The organism is Streptomyces vietnamensis (assembly GCF_000830005.1).
Lineage (GTDB): Bacteria > Actinomycetota > Actinomycetes > Streptomycetales > Streptomycetaceae > Streptomyces > Streptomyces vietnamensis.
The window spans coordinates 3,593,070-3,609,843 of record NZ_CP010407.1; the positions used below are offsets into that span (position 1 = coordinate 3,593,070).

Here is a 16,774-nt window from a genome sequence, read left to right on the forward strand (position 1 = left end):
CATGACGGTGGCACAGGAACTCTCCGGCTCGGCGAGCGCCGGCATCCGCGCGTCGGGGGAGCTGGCCGAGCTGGCGCGCAAGGTCCTGCCGAGGGCCGCGTACGAGTTCTACGCCGCCGGGTCGGACGAGGAAATAAGCGTGGGCGAGGCGGCGGCCGCCTGGCGCGGCCGACGGCTGCTGCCACGGGTGCTTCGCGACGTCTCGTCCGTCGAAACGGGCGTCGACCTGCTGGGGACCAGGCTCGCGTCGCCGGTGCTCGCCGGCCCGACGGCCTTCCACCGCATGGCGCACGACGAGGGCGAGACGGCCACGGCGGCGGGCGTCGCCGCGGCCGGCTCGCTGCTCGTGCTCTCCTCCCGCGCGACCCGCCACCCGGAGGACGTCGCCGCGGTGGCCGGGCCCTGGTGGTACCAGGTGTACTGGCTGCGGGACGCGGAGATCACCCGCCGCCAGGTCGATCGGGCCGTCGCCGCCGGCGCGCGGGCCTTGGTGCTGACGGTCGACGCCCCGTACGTGCCGCCCCGGGCGACTTCGGGACTGCCGCTGCCCCTGCCCGAGGACGACGAGCTGTGCCGCTCGGTGGGCATCGGCACCCGGCTGCCCGGCTGGGAACAGGACCCTTCGCTGGGTCTGGACGCCATCGGCCGGCTGCACCGGATGTCCGGGCTGCCCGTCCTGGTCAAGGGGGTGTTGCGGGCCGACGACGCCAGGGCGTGCGTGGCCGCGGGCGCGGCCGGGTTGATCGTCTCCAACCACGGCGGCAGGCAGCTGGACCGCGCGGTCTCCTCCGCGGACGCCCTCCCCGCTGTCGCGGCGGCGGTGGGCACCGAGGTCCCGGTCCTCGTCGACGGCGGCATCCGCACCGGCACCGACGTGCTGGTGGCCCTCGCCCTGGGCGCCCGGGCCGTCCTGCTGGGCCGTCCCGTCGTCTGGTCCCTGGCCCTCGGCGGCGCCGCGGGCGTCACCACCCTCCTGGACTCGTACCGCGCCCAACTCGCCACGTCCATGGCCCTCGCCGGCTGCGCCCGGCTCGCGGACATCGACGGGGAGCTGCTGTACGGAGGGCCCTGACCCGCTCGGCACATGACCGTACCGATCGGCCGCGACGCAGGCTGCGCGGCCGGCAGTGGCCACCCGTGAACGGTCACCCCGGACGGGCATCGAGCGACCCCCGGAACGACGAAGATCCCGCCCGATCTTTCGATCGGACGGGATCTTCGTCAACGTCCTTGAGAGCTACTCAAGAACAGTCGTCTGTGGACCTGTGGGGATTTGAACCCCAGACCCCCTCGATGCGAACGAGGTGCGCTACCAGACTGCGCCACAGGCCCTTGCGACGTGTGAAACATTAGCATCCCGATCGGGAAGAACAAAAATCGCTTCCGTCGCAGGTCAGCCGGGAGCCGTCGCGGGCCCCCGGCCGGGGGTCATTCGTTGGCCGCCCGGGGGCGGTCGTCGTCCGCGTACTGGTCGAAGAGCGGGGTGCGGCCGTGGTCGCGGCCGCGGCGGGGCGGGGTGGTGCGCTGACGGGGCGCCGGGGACGGCGTGGGGGCCGGGTCGGCCGCCGTGGAGGAGCGGGCCGCGCTCCAGGTCTCCGGGTCCGTGATGTCGATGCCGTTCGTGGCGCGCGGGGCGACCGGGGCGGTGACGTACGTGGGGAGCGGCACCGGGACCGGGTCCCAGCTGTCGCCGCGGGCCGGGCCGCGCTCGCGCTGCTGGTCCACCCACTCGGCGTGGTCGGTCTGCTCGACCAGGGCGCGCCGGTCCGCCTCCTGCGGGGAGACCGCCGGGGCGGGGGTCGGGTCGGCCTCCGGTTCCGGCGTCGGGGCCGGGCGGCGGCTTTCGCGCAGCCGGGCGGCGGCCGCTTCGGCGCGGCGCCGGTCCATCACGTAGACGAAGCGCCGTCGCTCCTGGATCCGCAGGTGCACGATGTACGCGCTGAGGAGCAGGGCGGGGACCGCCGGGGCCCACAGGAAGGCGACGCCGCCGACGGCCGCGACGACCGCCCCGAGGGTGAAGGCGGCGAAGAGGAGCGTGGTGACCCGGCGGCGCCGCGCGAGGACCTTGCCGCGGCGGGCGCGCTCGGCGGCGCCCGGGGCGGGGCGGGCCGGTGCGGGGCTCGGCGCCGGTTCCGGATCGGGTTCCGGGAGTTCCAGGCGCGCTTCCGTCCTGGCCGCGGGCGCGGAGAAGGCCCGGACGTCGACCGAGCTCAGATGCTCGGTCTCCGCGTCCGGGTCCACGTCGGGCGTCGGTCCCTGCGCCGTACGGTCCCGCTCCTTGAGCTCCTTGGCGTACCGGCGCTCCATGCCCGCCCGTCCGGAAAGCAGCCGGATGGCGGTGCTGAAGCGTTCCGTCGGACGGGCTTCGTTCAGCTCGTCCTGCCTGCGGAGCCACATCGGCACCAAGTAGGCGGCCCAGGCCCCGACGATGACTGCGTAGATGAGGCCGCTGCTGCTCACGCCTCACACGGTAGAGGGGTTCTGTAACACGCATCGGCCAATTGGCCCGGTGTGTCGCACGATCTGGCTGATATCACTGAACTTTTTTGTGATTGTTCAGATCGATTGACCGCCAACTGGCGATTGAATTCGAACACTTATTGCATTCTTGCGTGATGCCAGCGCCGAAGCAGCCCCTCCGGCACCTCCTCCGCCGTCAGCGCGAACACCAGATGGTCCCGCCACGCGCCGTCGATGTGGAGATAGCGGGGCCGCAGCCCCTCCTCGCGGAAACCGAGCTTCTCCACCACCCGGCGCGAAGGACCGTTCTCCGGGCGGATGCACACCTCCATGCGGTGCAGCCCCACCACGCGGAAGCAGTGGTCGACGGCGAGCGCGACCGCCGTCGGCATCACCCCGCGCCCGGCCACCTCGCTGTCCACCCAGTACCCCACGTGCCCCGAGCACATCGAGCCCCAGGTGATCCCGGCCACCGTCAACTGGCCGACGAGCCGCCCCTTGTACTCGATCACGAACGGCAGCATCCGCCCGGCGTTCGCCTCCGAGCGCAGATGGCGGACCATCTGACGGTACGTCGGCCGGTGGGCGACCGGACCGCCCGGAGGCGGCGGCGGAACCGTCGCCTCCCAGGGCCGCAGCCACTCGCGGTTGCGCCGGTTCACCTCGCGCCAGGCCGCCTGGTCGCGCATCCTTATCGGTCGGAGCACCACGTCGCCGTCGACGAGGATCGCCGGCCAGGACGAGATCACGACGCTCTCGGGTGGTCGCCGCCGCGGATCTGGTCGACGGCATGGCGCAGGAGCGGCTCCAGGACGGCGAGCCCGTCGCGCACCCCGCCCGGGGACCCCGGCAGGTTCACGATCAGCGTGCCGCCCGCGACCCCGGCCAGACCGCGCGAGAGCGCCGCCGTCGGGACCTTCGCGCGGCCGTGCGCGCGGATCGCCTCCGGGATGCCCGGGATCTCCCGCTCCAGGACCCGGCGGGTCACCTCGGGCGTCTCGTCGGTGGGCGAGATGCCCGTACCGCCGGTGGTGACGATCACGTCGTACCCGGCGGCGACCCCGGCGCGCAGGGCCGCCTCGACGGGCGCCCCGTCGGGAACGACCTGCGGGCCGTCCACGGCGAAGCGCATCCGGGTCAGGCCCTCGGCGATCAGCGGACCGCCCTTGTCCTCGTACACCCCGGCCGAAGCCCGGTTGGAGGCCGTGACGACGAGAGCGCGGTAGGCCGCGGCCGGAACCTCCTCGGGGGCGGGCTCCACGTGCTCCTCGTGCGTGCCGGCCACCCGGCCCGCGCGCGTCACGCCTCGGCCCTCGTCCAGTGGCCCGACTTGCCGCCCGTCTTCTCCTCCACCCGTACGTCGGAGATGACCGCGCCCTTGTCGACCGCCTTGATCATGTCGACGACGGTCAGGGCCGCCACCGAGACCGCCGTGAGGGCCTCCATCTCGACGCCCGTGCGGTCCGTGGTCTTCACCGTCGCCAGGATCTCGACCGCCTCGTCCGTGACCGCCAGGTCCAGGGTGACGCCCGAGACGGCCAGCGGGTGGCAGAGCGGGATGAGGTCCGGGGTCTTCTTCGCTCCCATGATCCCGGCGATGCGGGCGGTGGCCAGCGCGTCGCCCTTCGGGACGCCCTCGCCGCGCAGCAGCTCGATCACGCGCGGCGAGACGAGGACCCGCCCGCTGGCGCGGGCGGTGCGGGACGTGACGTCCTTCGCCGATACGTCGACCATGCGGGCCGCGCCCGCCTCGTCGATGTGGGTGAGACCTTGCTGCGTGCTCATGGCCGTGACACTCCCGGTCGCTGTGTGAAGGACGACACCGTACCCCCAGCGTCGCCCCCTCAGCCGAGGAGGACCACTTCCAGCTCGGTGCCCGGCTCCACGCTCTCCGTGTCCTCCGGGACCACGAGCAGGCAGTCCGCGTGGGCGAGGGCCGCGATCAGGTGGGACCCGGCGCCGCCCACGGGGGTGACGGCGCCCGTGTCCGGGTCGTACACGCCGCGCAGGAACTGCCGGCGGCCCGCCGGGGACGACAGGGCCTTCTCCGCGTCGAGCACCGCCCGCACCCGGGGCCGGTGGAGGTCCTCGACGCCCATCAGCGCGCGGATCGCGGGCCGTACGAACAGCTCGAAGGAGACGTACGACGAGACCGGATTGCCCGGCAGGGCGAGCAGCGGGATCTGCTCGGCGCCGACCGCGCCGAAGCCCTGCGGCTTGCCCGGCTGCATGGCCAGCTTGCGGAAGTCGACCTGCCCGTCGGCGGTCAGCGCCTCCTTCACCACGTCGTACGCGCCGACGCTCACCCCGCCGGTGGTCACGATCAGGTCGGCCCGGATGAGCTGGTCCTCGATGGTGGCGCGCAGCGACTCCGCGTCGTCGGCGACGGCCCCCACCCGGTAGGCGAGGGCGCCGGCGTCCCGCGCGGCGGCGGCGAGCGCGAAGCTGTTGGAGTCGTGGATCTGGCCCTCGCCCAGCGGCTCGCCGGGCTGGACGAGCTCGCTGCCGGTGGACAGGACGACCACCCGGGGGCGGGGGCGGACCTTCACCGTGCCGCGGCCGATGGCGGCGAGCAGGCCGATCTGCGGCGGCCCCAGGACCGTGCCCGCCGCGAGGGCCAGCTCCCCGGCCCGTACGTCGCTGCCGGCCCTGCGGACGTGGGCGCCGGCCTCGGCGGAGCGGTGGACCCGGACCTCGCCGCCGGCGCCCTCGGGGGCGGTGCTCGCGGCGGTCATGCCGGTGGCCGCGCCCCCGCCCGTACCGCCGTCGGTCCACTCGACGGGGACGACGGCCTCGGCGCCGGGCGGCAGCGGGGCGCCGGTCATGATCCGGGCGGCCTCGCCGGGGCCGACCTCGGGCAGGCCGCCCGCGCCCGCGGCGACGTCGCCGATGACGGTGAGGACGGCGGGGAACTCCCCGGTGGCACCGGCGACATCGGCGACCCGGACCGCGTACCCGTCCATGGAGCTGTTGTCGAAGGGGGGCAGCGCGACCTGCACCGTCACGTCCTCGACGAGGACGCAGCCCTGGGCGTCGAGGAGTTGCAGCTCGATCGGCTCGAGCGGGGAGACCGTCGCGAGGATGTCGGCGAGGTGCTCGTCCACCGACCACAGGCCGCGGGCCGGGCCCGCGCAGGGGTCGGCCGCGCCTGCCGCGTGGTCGTGCTCGTGCTCGGGTGCCGTGCTGCTGCTCAAGGTGCTACATCTCCTCGCTGACGTATCTCCGGAGCCAGGCCCGGAAGTCCGGTCCCAGATCTTCACGTTCGCACGCGAGTCTGACAATGGCACGCAGATAGTCGCCGCGGTCGCCGGTGTCATAGCGGCGGCCCTTGAACACGACGCCGTGCACCGGTCCGCCGATCTTCTCGTCCGAGGCGAGTTTCTGCAGGGCGTCGGTCAGCTGGATCTCTCCGCCGCGGCCCGGCTCGGTGTCCCGCAGGGTGTCGAAAACGGCCGGGTCCAGGACGTAGCGGCCGATGATCGCGTAATTGCTGGGCGCCTCGCCCGGGTCCGGCTTCTCGACCAGGTCCGTCACCTGCACGACGTCCGAGTCGGCGGTCGGCTCGACCGCCGCGCAGCCGTAGAGGTGGATCTGCGAGGGCTCGACCTCCATGAGGGCGATCACGCTGCCGCCCTCCCGCTCCTGGACCTCCACCATCCGCGCGAGCAGCGGGTCACGCGGGTCGATCAGGTCGTCGCCGAGGAGCACCGCGAAGGGCTGGTCGCCGACGTGCGGGGCGGCGCACAGAACGGCGTGACCGAGGCCGCGCGGGGCGCCCTGGCGGACATAGTGCATGGTGGCCAGGTCGCTGGACTCCTGGACCTTGGAGAGGCGTTCCCCGTCGCCCTTCCGGATCAGGGCTTCCTCCAGCTCGTAGTTCCGGTCGAAGTGGTCCTCCAGGGGACGCTTGTTCCGGCCGGTGATCATCAGGACGTCGGAGAGGCCGGCCGCGACGGCCTCCTCGACGACGTACTGGATCGCCGGCTTGTCGACGACCGGCAGCATCTCCTTCGGCGTCGCCTTGGTCGCCGGAAGGAAGCGTGTACCGAGACCGGCGGCGGGGATGACAGCCTTGCTGATCCGGCCGAGCCTGGGGAGCGACTGATTCATGCGGAGAACCTTAGTCGTTCGGAATGAGAAGAAGATGTGACTTCGGTTAACTTTCTTGACATAAAGATAGTTACGAGAATTTCACGAACGCACAGAAGGCTGTCATGAATCCGGAGATGTCCGAAAAGACCGTGCTGCGCAGCCGACTTCTGGGCGCCCGCGCCGCACTGGCCCCCGTCCTCATCGAGGACGCCGCCGAATCCCTCGCCCGGCACGGAATGGAACTGGCCGAACTCTCCGGGGCCGCCACCGTCGCCGCCTATGTGTCGGTGGGCCGCGAACCGGGCACGCGCGCGCTGCTCGACGCCCTCCACGCGCGCGGGGTGCGGGTCCTGCTCCCCGTCCTGCTGCCCGACAACGACCTGGACTGGGCTGCGTACGAGGGACGGGAGGCGCTGGCGAAGGCCGGCCGCGGCCTCCTGGAGCCGACCGGGCCCCGGCTCGGCCCCGAGGCGGTGTGCGAAGCCGACGCCGTACTGCTGCCGGGCCTCGCCGTCGACGGGCGCGGGATGCGGCTCGGGCGGGGCGGCGGCTCGTACGACCGGGTCCTCGCCCGCCTCGCACGCGCGGGCGTGGATCCCGCCCTGGTGGTGCTCCTCTACGCGGACGAGGTGGTCACGCGGGTCCCGGAGGAACCGCACGACCACCCCGTGCACGCGGTGGTGACCCCGGAGGGGGTCACCCGATTCCGCCCCTGATCAGGGCTTCAGCGTGAGTGTGTCCTTCGCCGCCGCGTCGACCGCCGCCTTGCCGTAGGCCCAGTCGTACAGCTCGCCCTTCGCCCAGGTGTCCGTCTGGTCGGTGTAGTTCGAGTGGAAGGCGTGCCCGGAGGCGCCGGTCAGGTTGACCCAGCGGGACTTGTCCCAGTCGCCGACGTTGACGACCATCCGCATCGACGGCACCCAGATGACCTCGTAGCCGCCGGCCGCGTTCCAGCCGGTGGCGTCGACCGCCGCCTCGCCGCCGCCCAGGTTCCACGGGCCGCGGTTGAGGAGCTTCTGCACGACGCCGGGTCCGGCGGTGCCGAGGGTCTGGTTCTTCAGGGTCAGCTGGTGCAGTCGGCCCCAGCTCCAGGTGGAGACGTCCTTGCCGAGCTTGGCGGTCAGCTCCCAGCGGGCGTCCTTCATGGCGCGGGCGAGCAGCTGGTCACGGGTCTCGGTGGCCGGGTCCAGGCGGTTGCCGGGGGTCGTCCACCACTCGTTCTTCTCCTGCTTGAGGAGCGGGCGGACCACCTCGTACCAGCGGTCGCCGCCGTCCGGCTGCGCCGAGTCGGGGTCGCGCTGGCCGCACTCGCGGACGAGCCGGTTCTGCTCGTCGACCGGACCGGTGGCGTCGGCCGGACGGACGCTGATGCAGTCGCCCTCGGCGCGCAGCTCCTTGGGCAGCTTGTTCCCGAAGGCGAGCTTGAGGACGTTGCGCCAGACCGCGTTGAAGTAGGCGGCGGCGGCCGAGTCGGGCTCCTGGGTGTAGTCCCAGCCCTCGAGGAGCTTCTGCGCCTCGCGGACCTGCGGGTCGGCGATGTCGATCTTCAGCAGCAGCGGGTTGAGCAGGGTCGCGATCTCGCTGCGGTTGTCGGTCTGCATGGTCCGCATGTCGTCCGGCGAGATCTTGCCGCCGTCCTTGATCTTCGACTCGATGAGGTCGTTGATCCGCTGGCTGCGCGAGCCGTAGCCCCAGTCCTTGGTGAGCAGGTCGGGGTAGGTCTTCTGGTCGATCACGGCCTGGTTGGCGGTGACGATGTAGCCGCGCTCCGGGTTGTACTCGTACGGCAGCTTCTCGAAGGGGATGTACCCCTTCCACCGGTACTTGGAGTCCCAGCCGGGCGCGGGCAGGGTGCCGTCGCCCGTGGCGCGCTGCGGGATCTTGCCCGGGGACTGGTAGCCGATGTTGCCCTCGGCGTCGGCGTAGATCAGGTTCTGGGACGGCACCTCGAAGTTCTTGGCGGCGGCCCGGAAGGTGGTGAAGTCCTTGGCGCGGTCGAGGGCGAAGATCGCGTCCATCGAGTGGCCGGGCTGGAGCGCGGTCCACTGGAGGGAGACGCCGTAGCCGGTGCCGCGGTCGGGGGCGGCGTTGCCGACGGGGGCCTTCTGGCCGACCTTCTCCAGTTCGGAGGAACGGTCGGAGACAAGCGGTCCGTGCCCGGTGGAGCGGACGGTGATCTTGCGGTCGGTGCCGCCGGCGACCTTGATGGTCTCCTCGCGGCTGGTGAAGGGCTTGACCTTGCCGTCGACGAGGTAGCCGTCGGGGCCGATCTTCTCCAGGTAGAGGTCGGTCACGTCGGCGCCGAGGTTGGTGAGGCCCCAGGCGATCTTGTCGTTGTGGCCGATTATCACGCCGGGCATGCCGGAGAAGGTGTAGCCGGCGACGTCGTAGCGGCAGGTCTCCGAGACCGAGCGGCAGTGCAGGCCCATCTGGTACCAGAGGGACGGCAGCTGGGGCGCGAGGTGCGGGTCGTTGGCGAGGAGCGGCTTGCCGGAGGTCGTGTACTTGCCGGCGACGACCCAGGAGTTCGAGCCGATGCCGTTGCCGTTCGGGCCGAGCAGGGCGGGGACGGTGTCGAGGACCTCGGAGAGGGCCCCGAGCTGGGAGGACACACCGCCGGAGGAGCCGGAGGAGCCGGAGGAACCGCCGGGGCCGGTGCCCGGGGTGTCCCCGGTGGTCGTGCCGTCGCCCTCGGTCGCGTCGGCCTTCGGGTCGAACTTCCCGGTGGACCCGTCGACGGCGCCCTTGTCGAGGATCGGCTGGTGGAGCGCGTACGGGTACTCCGGGTACAGCTGCTTGATCTGCTTCGCGCTCAGCCGGCTCGTCATCAGCGAGCGGTCGATCTCGTCCTGCATGTTGCCGCGCAGGTCCCAGGCCATCGCCTTGAGCCAGGCCACCGAGTCGACGGGGGTCCACGGCTCGATCGCGTAGTCGTTGGTGAGGGCGAGCGCCGCGTACTCGACGGAGACGTCCTTCGGGGCGCGGTCCTTCAGATAGGCGTTGACGCCTTCCGCGTACGCCTTGAGGTACTTCTTCGTCTCCGGCGACAGGACCTTGTCGTACTCCTCCTGCGCGACCCGGCGCCAGCCGAGGGTGCGCAGGAAGGCGTCGGTGTCGACCTGGCTCTCGCCGAACATCTCGGAGAGCCGGCCCGCGGTCACGTGCCGGCGGACGTCCATCTCGTAGAACCGGTCCTGCGCCTGCACGTAGCCCTGGGCGCGGAAGAGGTCCGTCTCGTTGTCGGCGTAGATCTGCGGGACGCCGTTCGCGTCCCGCTTCACCTCGACGTCGGCGGAGAGGTTGTCGAGGCGGATCTCGCCGGTCGTCTGCGGGAACGAGGCCCGGACGGTGCTGACGCCCCAGTAGCCGCCGAAGCCGATGCCCGCGACCAGTGCGAGGACCAGGAGGACGAGGATCAGGCGGGCGCGCCGCCCTTTCTTCTTGGCGGTCTTCTTGCCGGGGGGCGCGGACGTGTTGGAGGGCATCGCTGTCCTTCGAGGGGCAGGGTGGTCCTGGAGTACGGGAGCAACCTTAGGCGCAGCGTCCGGACGGCCCGGACGCGGTGTCAGGAAGAGAACCGTACTGATGAGCGAGGGGATGCAAAGAGAGCGTCAAGAAAGCGTTAAAGATTAGGTAAGGTAACGAAGTACCTTGCCGCTGGAGGAACGATCCAGCCGCACGTGAGGGGAAGGAACGGCCACTGACTGTCCACCAGCTCAACGAACTCCTGCTCGTCTGCTCCCTCGTCCTGCTCGTGGCCGTCGCGGCCGTGCGGATCTCCTCCCGGAGCGGGCTCCCCAGCCTCCTGCTCTACCTGGGCATCGGCGTCGCGATCGGGCAGGACGGCATCGGCAACGTCGCCTTCGACAACGCGGAACTCACCCAGGTCATCGGCTACGCCGCCCTCGTCGTGATCCTCGCCGAGGGTGGCCTCGGCACGAAGTGGAAGGAGATCAAGCCGGCGCTGCCCGCCGCGGTCGTCCTCTCCACCGTCGGCGTCGCCGTCAGCGTCGGCATCACCGCCGCCGGCGCCCACTACCTCGTCGGCCTCGACTGGCGGCAGGCCCTGATCATCGGCGCCGTCGTCTCCTCCACCGACGCCGCGGCCGTCTTCTCCGTACTGCGCAAGGTGCCCCTCCCCTCACGGGTCACCGGCGTCCTGGAGGCCGAGTCCGGCTTCAACGACGCCCCCGTCGTCATCCTCGTCGTCGCCTTCTCCACGGTCGGACCCGTCGACCACTGGTACCTGCTCGTCGCCGAGATCGCCCTCGAGCTCGCCATCGGCGTCGCCGTCGGCCTCGCCGTCGGCTTCGTCGGCGCCTACGGCCTCAAGCACGTCGCGCTGCCCGCCTCCGGCCTGTACCCGATCGCCGTCATGGCCATCGCCGTCGTCGCGTACGCCGCCGGCGCCATGGCCCACGGCTCCGGCTTCCTCGCCGTCTACCTGGCCTCGATGGTCCTCGGCAACGCCAAGCTGCCCCACGCGCCCGCGAACCGCGGCTTCGCCGAGGGGCTCGGCTGGATCGCCCAGATCGGCATGTTCGTCCTGCTCGGCCTGCTCGTCACCCCGCACGAGCTCGGCCACGACTTCTGGCCCGCCGTCGTCATCGGCCTCGTCCTGACGGTGGTCGCCCGGCCCATGGAGGTCCTGGTCAGCCTGCTGCCCTTCCGGATCCCCTGGCAGGAGCAGGCCCTGATGTCCTGGGCCGGCCTGCGCGGAGCCGTCCCCATCATCCTCGCCACCATCCCGATGGTGTCGAAGATCGAGGGCAGCGAGCGGATCTTCAACATCGTCTTCGTCCTCGTCGTCGTCTACACCCTCGTCCAGGGCCCGACGCTGCCCTGGCTGGCCAAGGCCCTCAAGCTGGGCGACGCCGCCGAGGCCGCCGACCTCGGCGTCGAATCCGCCCCCCTGGAGCGGCTGCGCGGACACCTGCTCTCCGTCGCCATCCCGGAGCGCTCCCGGATGCACGGCGTCGAGGTCGCCGAACTGCGCCTCCCGGCCGGAGCCGCGGTCACCCTCGTCGTACGGGAGGGCGCCAGCTTCGTACCGGGGCCCGCGACCGTCCTGCGGCACGGCGACGAACTCCTCGTCGTCGCCACCGACCCCGTACGGGACGCCACCGAGCGACGCCTGCGGGCCGTCGGACAGGGCGGCAAGCTCGCCGGCTGGCTCGGGACCGGGGGCGCGACGGCGGCCTCGGCGCCGGCCGCCACCGGGCGCTTCCATCTGCCGGGCAGCGAGCGCCACAGGAAAACTCCCGGTTAATCCCAGGCATTAATTCAGGTGCGGGAGCGTTTTCCCAGGCGGGAAGACGCTCTTCCCTGTACCATGAAGGCACACCTGATCGAACCAACTCTGCCTGACGCAGAGCTGGCGCGACCGTATGGCGGCCGTGGCGCCCCTCCGCAGTGGGGCCGGCCCGGTATCTACCGCAGTAACGCGCATGAGGACAGCTCTCGGCGACACCCGCACCACCGTGCAGGGGCGCGCTACCAGGCGGCAGAAAGGCAAGGACCGTGGCGTCCACGGTCATCACGGACAAGCGGCCCGGCTACGGGCAGCTACTGCGCACACCCGGTGCACTGTCCTTCCTGCTCCCCGGCTTCGCCGCCCGGCAGCCCTTCGCGATGCTGACCATCGGCATCGTCCTGCTCGTGCAGCACACCACCGGATCCTTCGGCAGCGCCGGCGCGGTCGCCGCCGTCACCGGCGTCTCCATGGCGCTGTTCGCCCCGCAGAGCGGCAAGCTCGCCGACCGCTTCGGCCAGCGCGCCGTCCTGGTCCCCGGCGTCCTCGTCCACGCCGCCTCCGTCTCGCTGCTCGTCGCGCTCGCCCTGGCCGGCGCCCCGCTCTGGGCGCTGTTCCTGGCCGCCGTCCCCGCCGGTGCCTCCGTGCCCCAGGTCGGGCCGATGGTCCGGGCCCGCTGGGCCGCCAAGCTGGACGGCACCCCGCTGATGCCGACGGCCGCCGCCTTCGAATCCGTCACGGACGAGTTCACCTTCGTCGTCGGCCCCGTCCTCGCCACCGCCCTGTGCACCGGCGTCCACCCGGCCGCCGGCCTGATCGCCGAGGCCGCCCTCACGCTCGTCGGCGGCCTGTTCTTCGCCGCGCAGCGCGCCACCCAGCCCGCGTACGGGATCTCCGCGGCCACCTCCGCCGAACCCCACCGCTCGGCGCTCTCCGTCCCCGGCGTCCGCGTCCTGATCGTCGCCTTCCTCGGCATCGGCTCCGTCTTCGGCGGCATGCAGGTCTCCCTCACCGCCTTCACCGAGGAGATCGGCAACCCCGGCGCCAACGGCCTGCTGTACGGGATCTTCGCCGCCGGCAACATGCTCGCGGGCATCGCCATGGGCGCCGTCGCCTGGAAGACCGGCCCCCGCCGCCGCCTGATCCTGGGCTACGCGGGCCTCACCGCCGCCGCCTCCCTGCTGTGGACCGCGCACTCGGTGCTGCTCCTCGGCACCCTGGGCCTGGTCGTCGGCCTGTGCATCGCCCCCGCCCTGATCACCGGCTACACCATCGTCGAGACCCTGATCCCGGCCTCGGCCCGTACCGAGGCCTTCACCTGGCTCACCGGCGCCGTCGCGCTCGGCCAGGCTGCGGCCGTCACGGTCGCCGGCCGCCTCGCCGACGCCCACGGTTCGAGCGCCGGATTCCTGGTGCCGATGGCGGGCACGGCCCTCGCCCTGACCACGCTGCTCGCCCTGCGGTCGCGGCTGAAGCCGCGCGAGGCGAGCCGGGTCGCGGCACGTGGTATCGGTCACCGAGTGCCGGTGGCGGTGGACTGAGCCAGCGGAATACGTCACTATGGATCGTCGTTAGCACTCGATGAGTGTGAGTGCCAGGAGGAAGTCAAGTGCCGACCTACCAGTACCAGTGCACCGAGTGCGGCGAAGGCCTCGAGGCGGTGCAGAAGTTCACCGATGACGCCCTGACCGAGTGCCCCAGCTGCCACGGACGCCTGAAGAAGGTGTTCTCGGCCGTCGGCATCGTCTTCAAGGGCTCCGGCTTCTACCGGAACGACAGCCGCGGCTCTTCGTCCAGCAGCTCGCCGGCCTCGTCGAAGTCCTCGACGTCCTCGTCGACCTCTTCGTCCGCGTCTTCCTCGTCCTCCTCGGACGCGAAGCCGGCCGCGTCGACCGCGTCCTCTTCCGCCTCCTCGACGTCCTCGTCGAGCACCGGAAGCTCGGCCGCCTGATCCGTCCTGCCCCTGGGCCCCGTCGCCGCGTGCGACGGGGCCCTCGGCGTTTGCGTACGCGGTGCATAGGCTGACCGCCATGGCGAACCATGACGTGTACGCGGACATCGGCGTGATCGGCGGCTCCGGCTTCTACTCGTTCCTGGAGGACGTCACGGAGGTGTCCGTCGACACCCCGTACGGCAGCCCCAGCGACTCCCTCTTCCTCGGCGAGATCGCCGGCCGGCGGGTCGCCTTCCTCCCCCGGCACGGCCGCGGCCACACCGTCCCGCCGCACCGGATCAACTACCGGGCCAACCTCTGGGCGCTGCGTTCCGTGGGCGTACGGCAGGTCCTCGGGCCCTGCGCCGTCGGCGGGCTGCGCGAGGAGTACGGGCCCGGCACGCTCGTCGTGCCCGACCAGCTCGTCGACCGTACGAAGAGCCGGGCGCAGACCTACTTCGACGGGGAGCAGCGGGCCGACGGGGCCCTGCCGAACGTCGTCCACGTGACCTTCGCCGACCCCTACTGCCCGGACGGGCGGCGGGTCGCGGTCAAGGCCGCCCGGGGGCGCGGCTGGGAGCCGGTGGACGGCGGCACGATGGTCGTCGTCGAGGGACCCCGCTTCTCCACCCGCGCCGAGTCGCGGTGGCACGCCGCCGCCGGCTGGTCCGTGGTCGGCATGACCGGGCACCCCGAGGCCGTCCTCGCCCGCGAGCTGGGCCTCTGCTACACCTCGCTCGCGCTCGTCACCGACCTGGACGCGGGCGCCGAGACCGGCGAGGGCGTCTCCCACACCGAGGTGCTGCGGGTGTTCGGCGAGAACGTGGGACGGCTGCGGGAGGTGCTCTTCGACGCGGTGGGGGCCCTGCCGGCGACGGCGGACCGGGACTGCCTGTGCATGCGGGCGCACGACGGCTGGGACCTGGGGATCGAGCTGCCGTAAACCGGCCTGGGGGCCGGGCTGCCGTAAACCGGCCCGGGGATCGAGTTGCCGCAAACCGGCCTGGGGATCGGGCTGCCGTAAACCGGCCTCGGGATCGGGCTGCCGTAAACCACCCCGGGGAGTGGGCGGGTTGTCCACAGGCGCGGGGTGGTCCCCAGGCGGGAGCGGGGTGGTGGCGGAGTCGGGAGGGTGGGACCACATCCCGTTCCCGACCAGGACAGGCGGCACCCCATGCGCATGACGACCACCTCCCCTTCCTCCGTCCCTCCCCTTTGCACGGTGCCGGCGTTCGAGCCGCTACGGGTCGGGGGCGCCCCGCACCGGCTGCGGAGGGCGCTCCGGCGGGGGCGGCGCGCACCGGCGCTGCTCCTGGCCCTGACGGCGGGCGCGCTGGCCGTCGCGAGCACGGGCGCCGCCCCGGCCGCACCTCCTCCGTCGGCGCCCGCTCGCGCGCGGCCGCCCGCCGCCGTGCCCCTGGTGTCCGCGCCGGTACGGATCGCCGACGCCGCGACCGTACGGCTGCTGCGGCCCGGCGACCGGGTCGACGTGATCGCAGCGCCCAACTCGCCACTGGGCGGGGAGGGTGAGGCGCGGGTGGTCGCGACGGGCGCCCGAGTGGCCGAAGTTCCGCGGCCGGGCGAGACTCGTTCGGACGGAGGGGCGCTCGTCGTCCTGTCCGTGCCGCGGTCGACGGCGGCGGCGCTGGCAGGTGCCGGCGTCACGTCCCAACTGGCGGTGACGTTGTGTTGATTCGCACTGACTCGCTGTCAAGTCACCGTCCCGTGTGTACGGATTGGACGCCTCTGCGCCGTTCACGGCCTAATGGCTCCGCACACAGCGGTACGAGCGACATCACACGCGACGAAAGGCACCTCGGTGGCCGAGAAGAAGGAAAGTCTGCTGGGAGGCTTCAAGGCCTTCCTGATGCGGGGCAACGTGATCGACCTGGCGGTGGCGGTCGTCATCGGTGCGGCCTTCACGAACATCGTGAACTCGGTGGTCAAGGGCATCATCAACCCCATCGTCGGCGCCTTCGGCACCAAGGACCTGGAGAGCTACGCGTCCTGCATCAAGGGCGAGTGCGTGGTGGTCAACGGCGAGATGCAGGGCGTCCAGATCCAGTGGGGCCTGGTCCTCAGCGCGGTGCTGAGCTTCCTGATCACCGCGGCCGTCGTCTACTTCCTCATGGTCCTGCCGATGGCGAAGATCCTCGCCAAGCGCGCCGCGCACGAGAAGGCGAAGGAGGGCGTCGAGGAGGTCATGGAGGTCAGCGAGCTGGAGGTCCTCAAGGAGATCCGCGACCACCTGGTCGCCCAGCGCGTCCCGTCCGTGAACAACACGCACCCGGGCACCGGGGTCGCCGGCGGTGGCAGCGCGGGGGCGCACTCCACCTCCTGACCGGCGCGCTGGGCCGGTTTCAGAGGTGGTGCGGCGGCTTCTCGTCGAGGAAGCGCGCGAGGTCGGCGGCGCTGTCGCCGCCGGCCGGAGGCCGCTCACCCCACCCGCGGTCCGTGTCGTCCGCGGATTGCTGGTCCAGCGGATCGTCGAAGACGAGTACCGGCTTCTTCGGAGTGTTCTCGGGACTGGACGTCAGGCCGGCCTGCTTCGCGTCTCGCGGGCCGTGGGCGGGGGCGGTGCTCATCTCTCCAGACTACGCCCGCTCACCCGTCCCGGACCCCTCTGATCAGCGGTCTTTCGGGTCGATCAGCCAGAGGCCGAGGACCAGCAGGAACGACAGGACGAGGAAGCCCGCACCCCACCAGGCGGTGCCGGTGTTCCCGGACATCCACTCGTCCACCACGAGGGTCAGCCCCCAGAGCCGGCCGATGACGACCGTGAGCGCCGGCGCGAGACGGGCCGAGAGCTTCGAGGACCGTTCCGGCTCCTGCTCCGCCCCGGCCCCGGGACCGGGACCGGGCCCGGTGTGCCGGATCCGGGGATCGCCGTACCCGCTGGTGGGCCGGATCTGGGGGGAGCGCTCGTGCACGGGCCGATGGAGACGCAGCTGCACGCTGCCGGGGGTGTACGCGGGACGCGGGGGCGCGGCGGGGGCGACAGGCGCGGCGGAGGCCACGGGCGCCCCGGGTGCGGCGGG

At 72.1% G+C, this 16,774-nt stretch carries 17 protein-coding genes and 1 tRNA gene; 8 read left to right on the forward strand and 10 right to left on the reverse strand.

Going from position 1 to position 16,774, the window contains the following annotated elements; genetic code table 11:
* Position 1: 1 nt before the first annotated feature.
* On the forward strand, positions 2-1,072 hold the full coding sequence (locus tag SVTN_RS15865) for an alpha-hydroxy acid oxidase (RefSeq protein ID WP_052499147.1): 1,071 nt from the start codon (positions 2-4) through the stop codon (positions 1,070-1,072).
* 186 nt (positions 1,073-1,258) lie between these two features.
* Here SVTN_RS15865 and SVTN_RS15870 read toward each other — a convergent pair.
* The 7 genes from SVTN_RS15870 to galU form a co-directional block, all read right to left on the reverse strand.
* Positions 1,259-1,332: transfer RNA gene (locus SVTN_RS15870), tRNA-Ala, on the reverse strand.
* A gap of 96 nt (positions 1,333-1,428) precedes the next feature.
* Entirely contained in the window at positions 1,429-2,460 is a 1,032-nt protein-coding gene (gene sepX / locus SVTN_RS15875) for a divisome protein SepX/GlpR (RefSeq protein ID WP_041129684.1), read from the reverse strand.
* Positions 2,461-2,597: 137 nt separating this feature from the next.
* Positions 2,598-3,209 (reverse strand): GNAT family N-acetyltransferase, encoded by a 612-nt coding sequence (locus SVTN_RS15880; RefSeq protein ID WP_041129685.1) that lies wholly within the window; start codon positions 3,207-3,209, stop codon positions 2,598-2,600.
* Positions 3,206-3,721 carry a MogA/MoaB family molybdenum cofactor biosynthesis protein gene (locus tag SVTN_RS15885; protein ID WP_041133942.1) on the reverse strand — a complete coding sequence of 172 codons (516 nt, stop codon included), beginning with the start codon at positions 3,719-3,721 and terminating at the stop codon, positions 3,206-3,208. The genes SVTN_RS15880 and SVTN_RS15885 overlap by 4 nt, the downstream gene beginning before the upstream one ends.
* Positions 3,722-3,759: 38 nt before the next feature.
* A complete protein-coding gene (gene moaC / locus SVTN_RS15890) occupies positions 3,760-4,245 on the reverse strand; it encodes a cyclic pyranopterin monophosphate synthase MoaC (protein ID WP_030690225.1) in 486 nt (161 codons plus the stop codon).
* Positions 4,246-4,304: 59 nt separating this feature from the next.
* Complete coding sequence (gene glp / locus SVTN_RS15895; protein WP_063782336.1) at positions 4,305-5,573, reverse strand: molybdotransferase-like divisome protein Glp; 1,269 nt, start codon at positions 5,571-5,573, stop codon at positions 4,305-4,307.
* An 85-nt stretch (positions 5,574-5,658) separates the two neighbouring features.
* On the reverse strand, positions 5,659-6,570 hold the full coding sequence (gene galU / locus SVTN_RS15900; protein ID WP_041129686.1) for a UTP--glucose-1-phosphate uridylyltransferase GalU: 912 nt from the start codon (positions 6,568-6,570) through the stop codon (positions 5,659-5,661).
* A gap of 104 nt (positions 6,571-6,674) precedes the next feature.
* Between galU and SVTN_RS15905 the strand changes: the two genes are divergently transcribed.
* On the forward strand, positions 6,675-7,268 hold the full coding sequence (locus SVTN_RS15905) for a 5-formyltetrahydrofolate cyclo-ligase (RefSeq protein ID WP_041129687.1): 594 nt from the start codon (positions 6,675-6,677) through the stop codon (positions 7,266-7,268).
* Here the strand turns inward: SVTN_RS15905 and SVTN_RS15910 are convergent, their stop codons facing one another.
* The gene (locus tag SVTN_RS15910; RefSeq protein WP_041129688.1) at positions 7,269-10,037 is read right to left on the reverse strand and encodes a penicillin acylase family protein; all 2,769 of its coding nucleotides are present in this window, start codon (positions 10,035-10,037) and stop codon (positions 7,269-7,271) included.
* 215 nt (positions 10,038-10,252) lie between these two features.
* Here SVTN_RS15910 and SVTN_RS15915 point away from each other — a divergent pair, with 215 nt between their 5' ends.
* From SVTN_RS15915 to mscL, 6 genes are all read left to right on the forward strand, one after another.
* The gene (locus tag SVTN_RS15915; RefSeq protein ID WP_078908375.1) at positions 10,253-11,821 is read left to right on the forward strand and encodes a potassium/proton antiporter; all 1,569 of its coding nucleotides are present in this window, start codon (positions 10,253-10,255) and stop codon (positions 11,819-11,821) included.
* Positions 11,822-12,072: 251 nt separating this feature from the next.
* The gene (locus SVTN_RS15920; protein ID WP_041129690.1) at positions 12,073-13,344 is read left to right on the forward strand and encodes an MFS transporter; all 1,272 of its coding nucleotides are present in this window, start codon (positions 12,073-12,075) and stop codon (positions 13,342-13,344) included.
* A gap of 68 nt (positions 13,345-13,412) precedes the next feature.
* Positions 13,413-13,754: an FmdB family zinc ribbon protein gene (locus SVTN_RS42070; RefSeq protein WP_078908376.1), complete on the forward strand. Its 342-nt coding sequence runs from the start codon at positions 13,413-13,415 to the stop codon at positions 13,752-13,754.
* Between the two features lie 79 nt (positions 13,755-13,833).
* Entirely contained in the window at positions 13,834-14,679 is an 846-nt protein-coding gene (locus tag SVTN_RS15925) for an S-methyl-5'-thioadenosine phosphorylase (protein WP_041129691.1), read from the forward strand.
* 279 nt (positions 14,680-14,958) lie between these two features.
* A complete protein-coding gene (locus SVTN_RS45540) occupies positions 14,959-15,429 on the forward strand; it encodes a CpaB family protein (protein WP_342669678.1) in 471 nt (156 codons plus the stop codon).
* A gap of 126 nt (positions 15,430-15,555) precedes the next feature.
* Complete coding sequence (mscL, locus tag SVTN_RS15935; RefSeq protein ID WP_041129693.1) at positions 15,556-16,077, forward strand: large conductance mechanosensitive channel protein MscL; 522 nt, start codon at positions 15,556-15,558, stop codon at positions 16,075-16,077.
* Between the two features lie 19 nt (positions 16,078-16,096).
* Here mscL and SVTN_RS15940 read toward each other — a convergent pair whose 3' ends face one another.
* Together SVTN_RS15940 and SVTN_RS15945 are read right to left on the reverse strand one after the other, a co-directional pair.
* Positions 16,097-16,321: a hypothetical protein gene (locus SVTN_RS15940; RefSeq protein WP_041129694.1), complete on the reverse strand. Its 225-nt coding sequence runs from the start codon at positions 16,319-16,321 to the stop codon at positions 16,097-16,099.
* A gap of 42 nt (positions 16,322-16,363) precedes the next feature.
* Positions 16,364-16,753, reverse strand: coding sequence for a hypothetical protein (locus SVTN_RS15945; protein WP_052499148.1), 390 nt, complete (start codon positions 16,751-16,753; stop codon positions 16,364-16,366).
* Positions 16,754-16,774 lie beyond the last annotated feature (21 nt).

Bases quoted from the DNA above. Each gene is read 5' to 3' on its own strand.
- SVTN_RS15910 (WP_041129688.1), bottom strand. From the start codon at position 10,037: ATGCCCTCCAACACGTCCGCGCCCCCCGGCAAGAAGACCGCCAAGAAG.
- SVTN_RS15905 (WP_041129687.1), top strand. From the start codon at position 6,675: ATGAATCCGGAGATGTCCGAAAAGACCGTGCTGCGCAGCCGACTTCTG.
- SVTN_RS15925 (WP_041129691.1), top strand. From the start codon at position 13,834: ATGGCGAACCATGACGTGTACGCGGACATCGGCGTGATCGGCGGCTCC.
- galU (WP_041129686.1), bottom strand. From the start codon at position 6,570: ATGAATCAGTCGCTCCCCAGGCTCGGCCGGATCAGCAAGGCTGTCATC.
- moaC (WP_030690225.1), bottom strand. From the start codon at position 4,245: ATGAGCACGCAGCAAGGTCTCACCCACATCGACGAGGCGGGCGCGGCC.
- SVTN_RS15940 (WP_041129694.1), bottom strand. From the start codon at position 16,321: ATGAGCACCGCCCCCGCCCACGGCCCGCGAGACGCGAAGCAGGCCGGC.
- SVTN_RS15865 (WP_052499147.1), top strand. From the start codon at position 2: ATGACGGTGGCACAGGAACTCTCCGGCTCGGCGAGCGCCGGCATCCGC.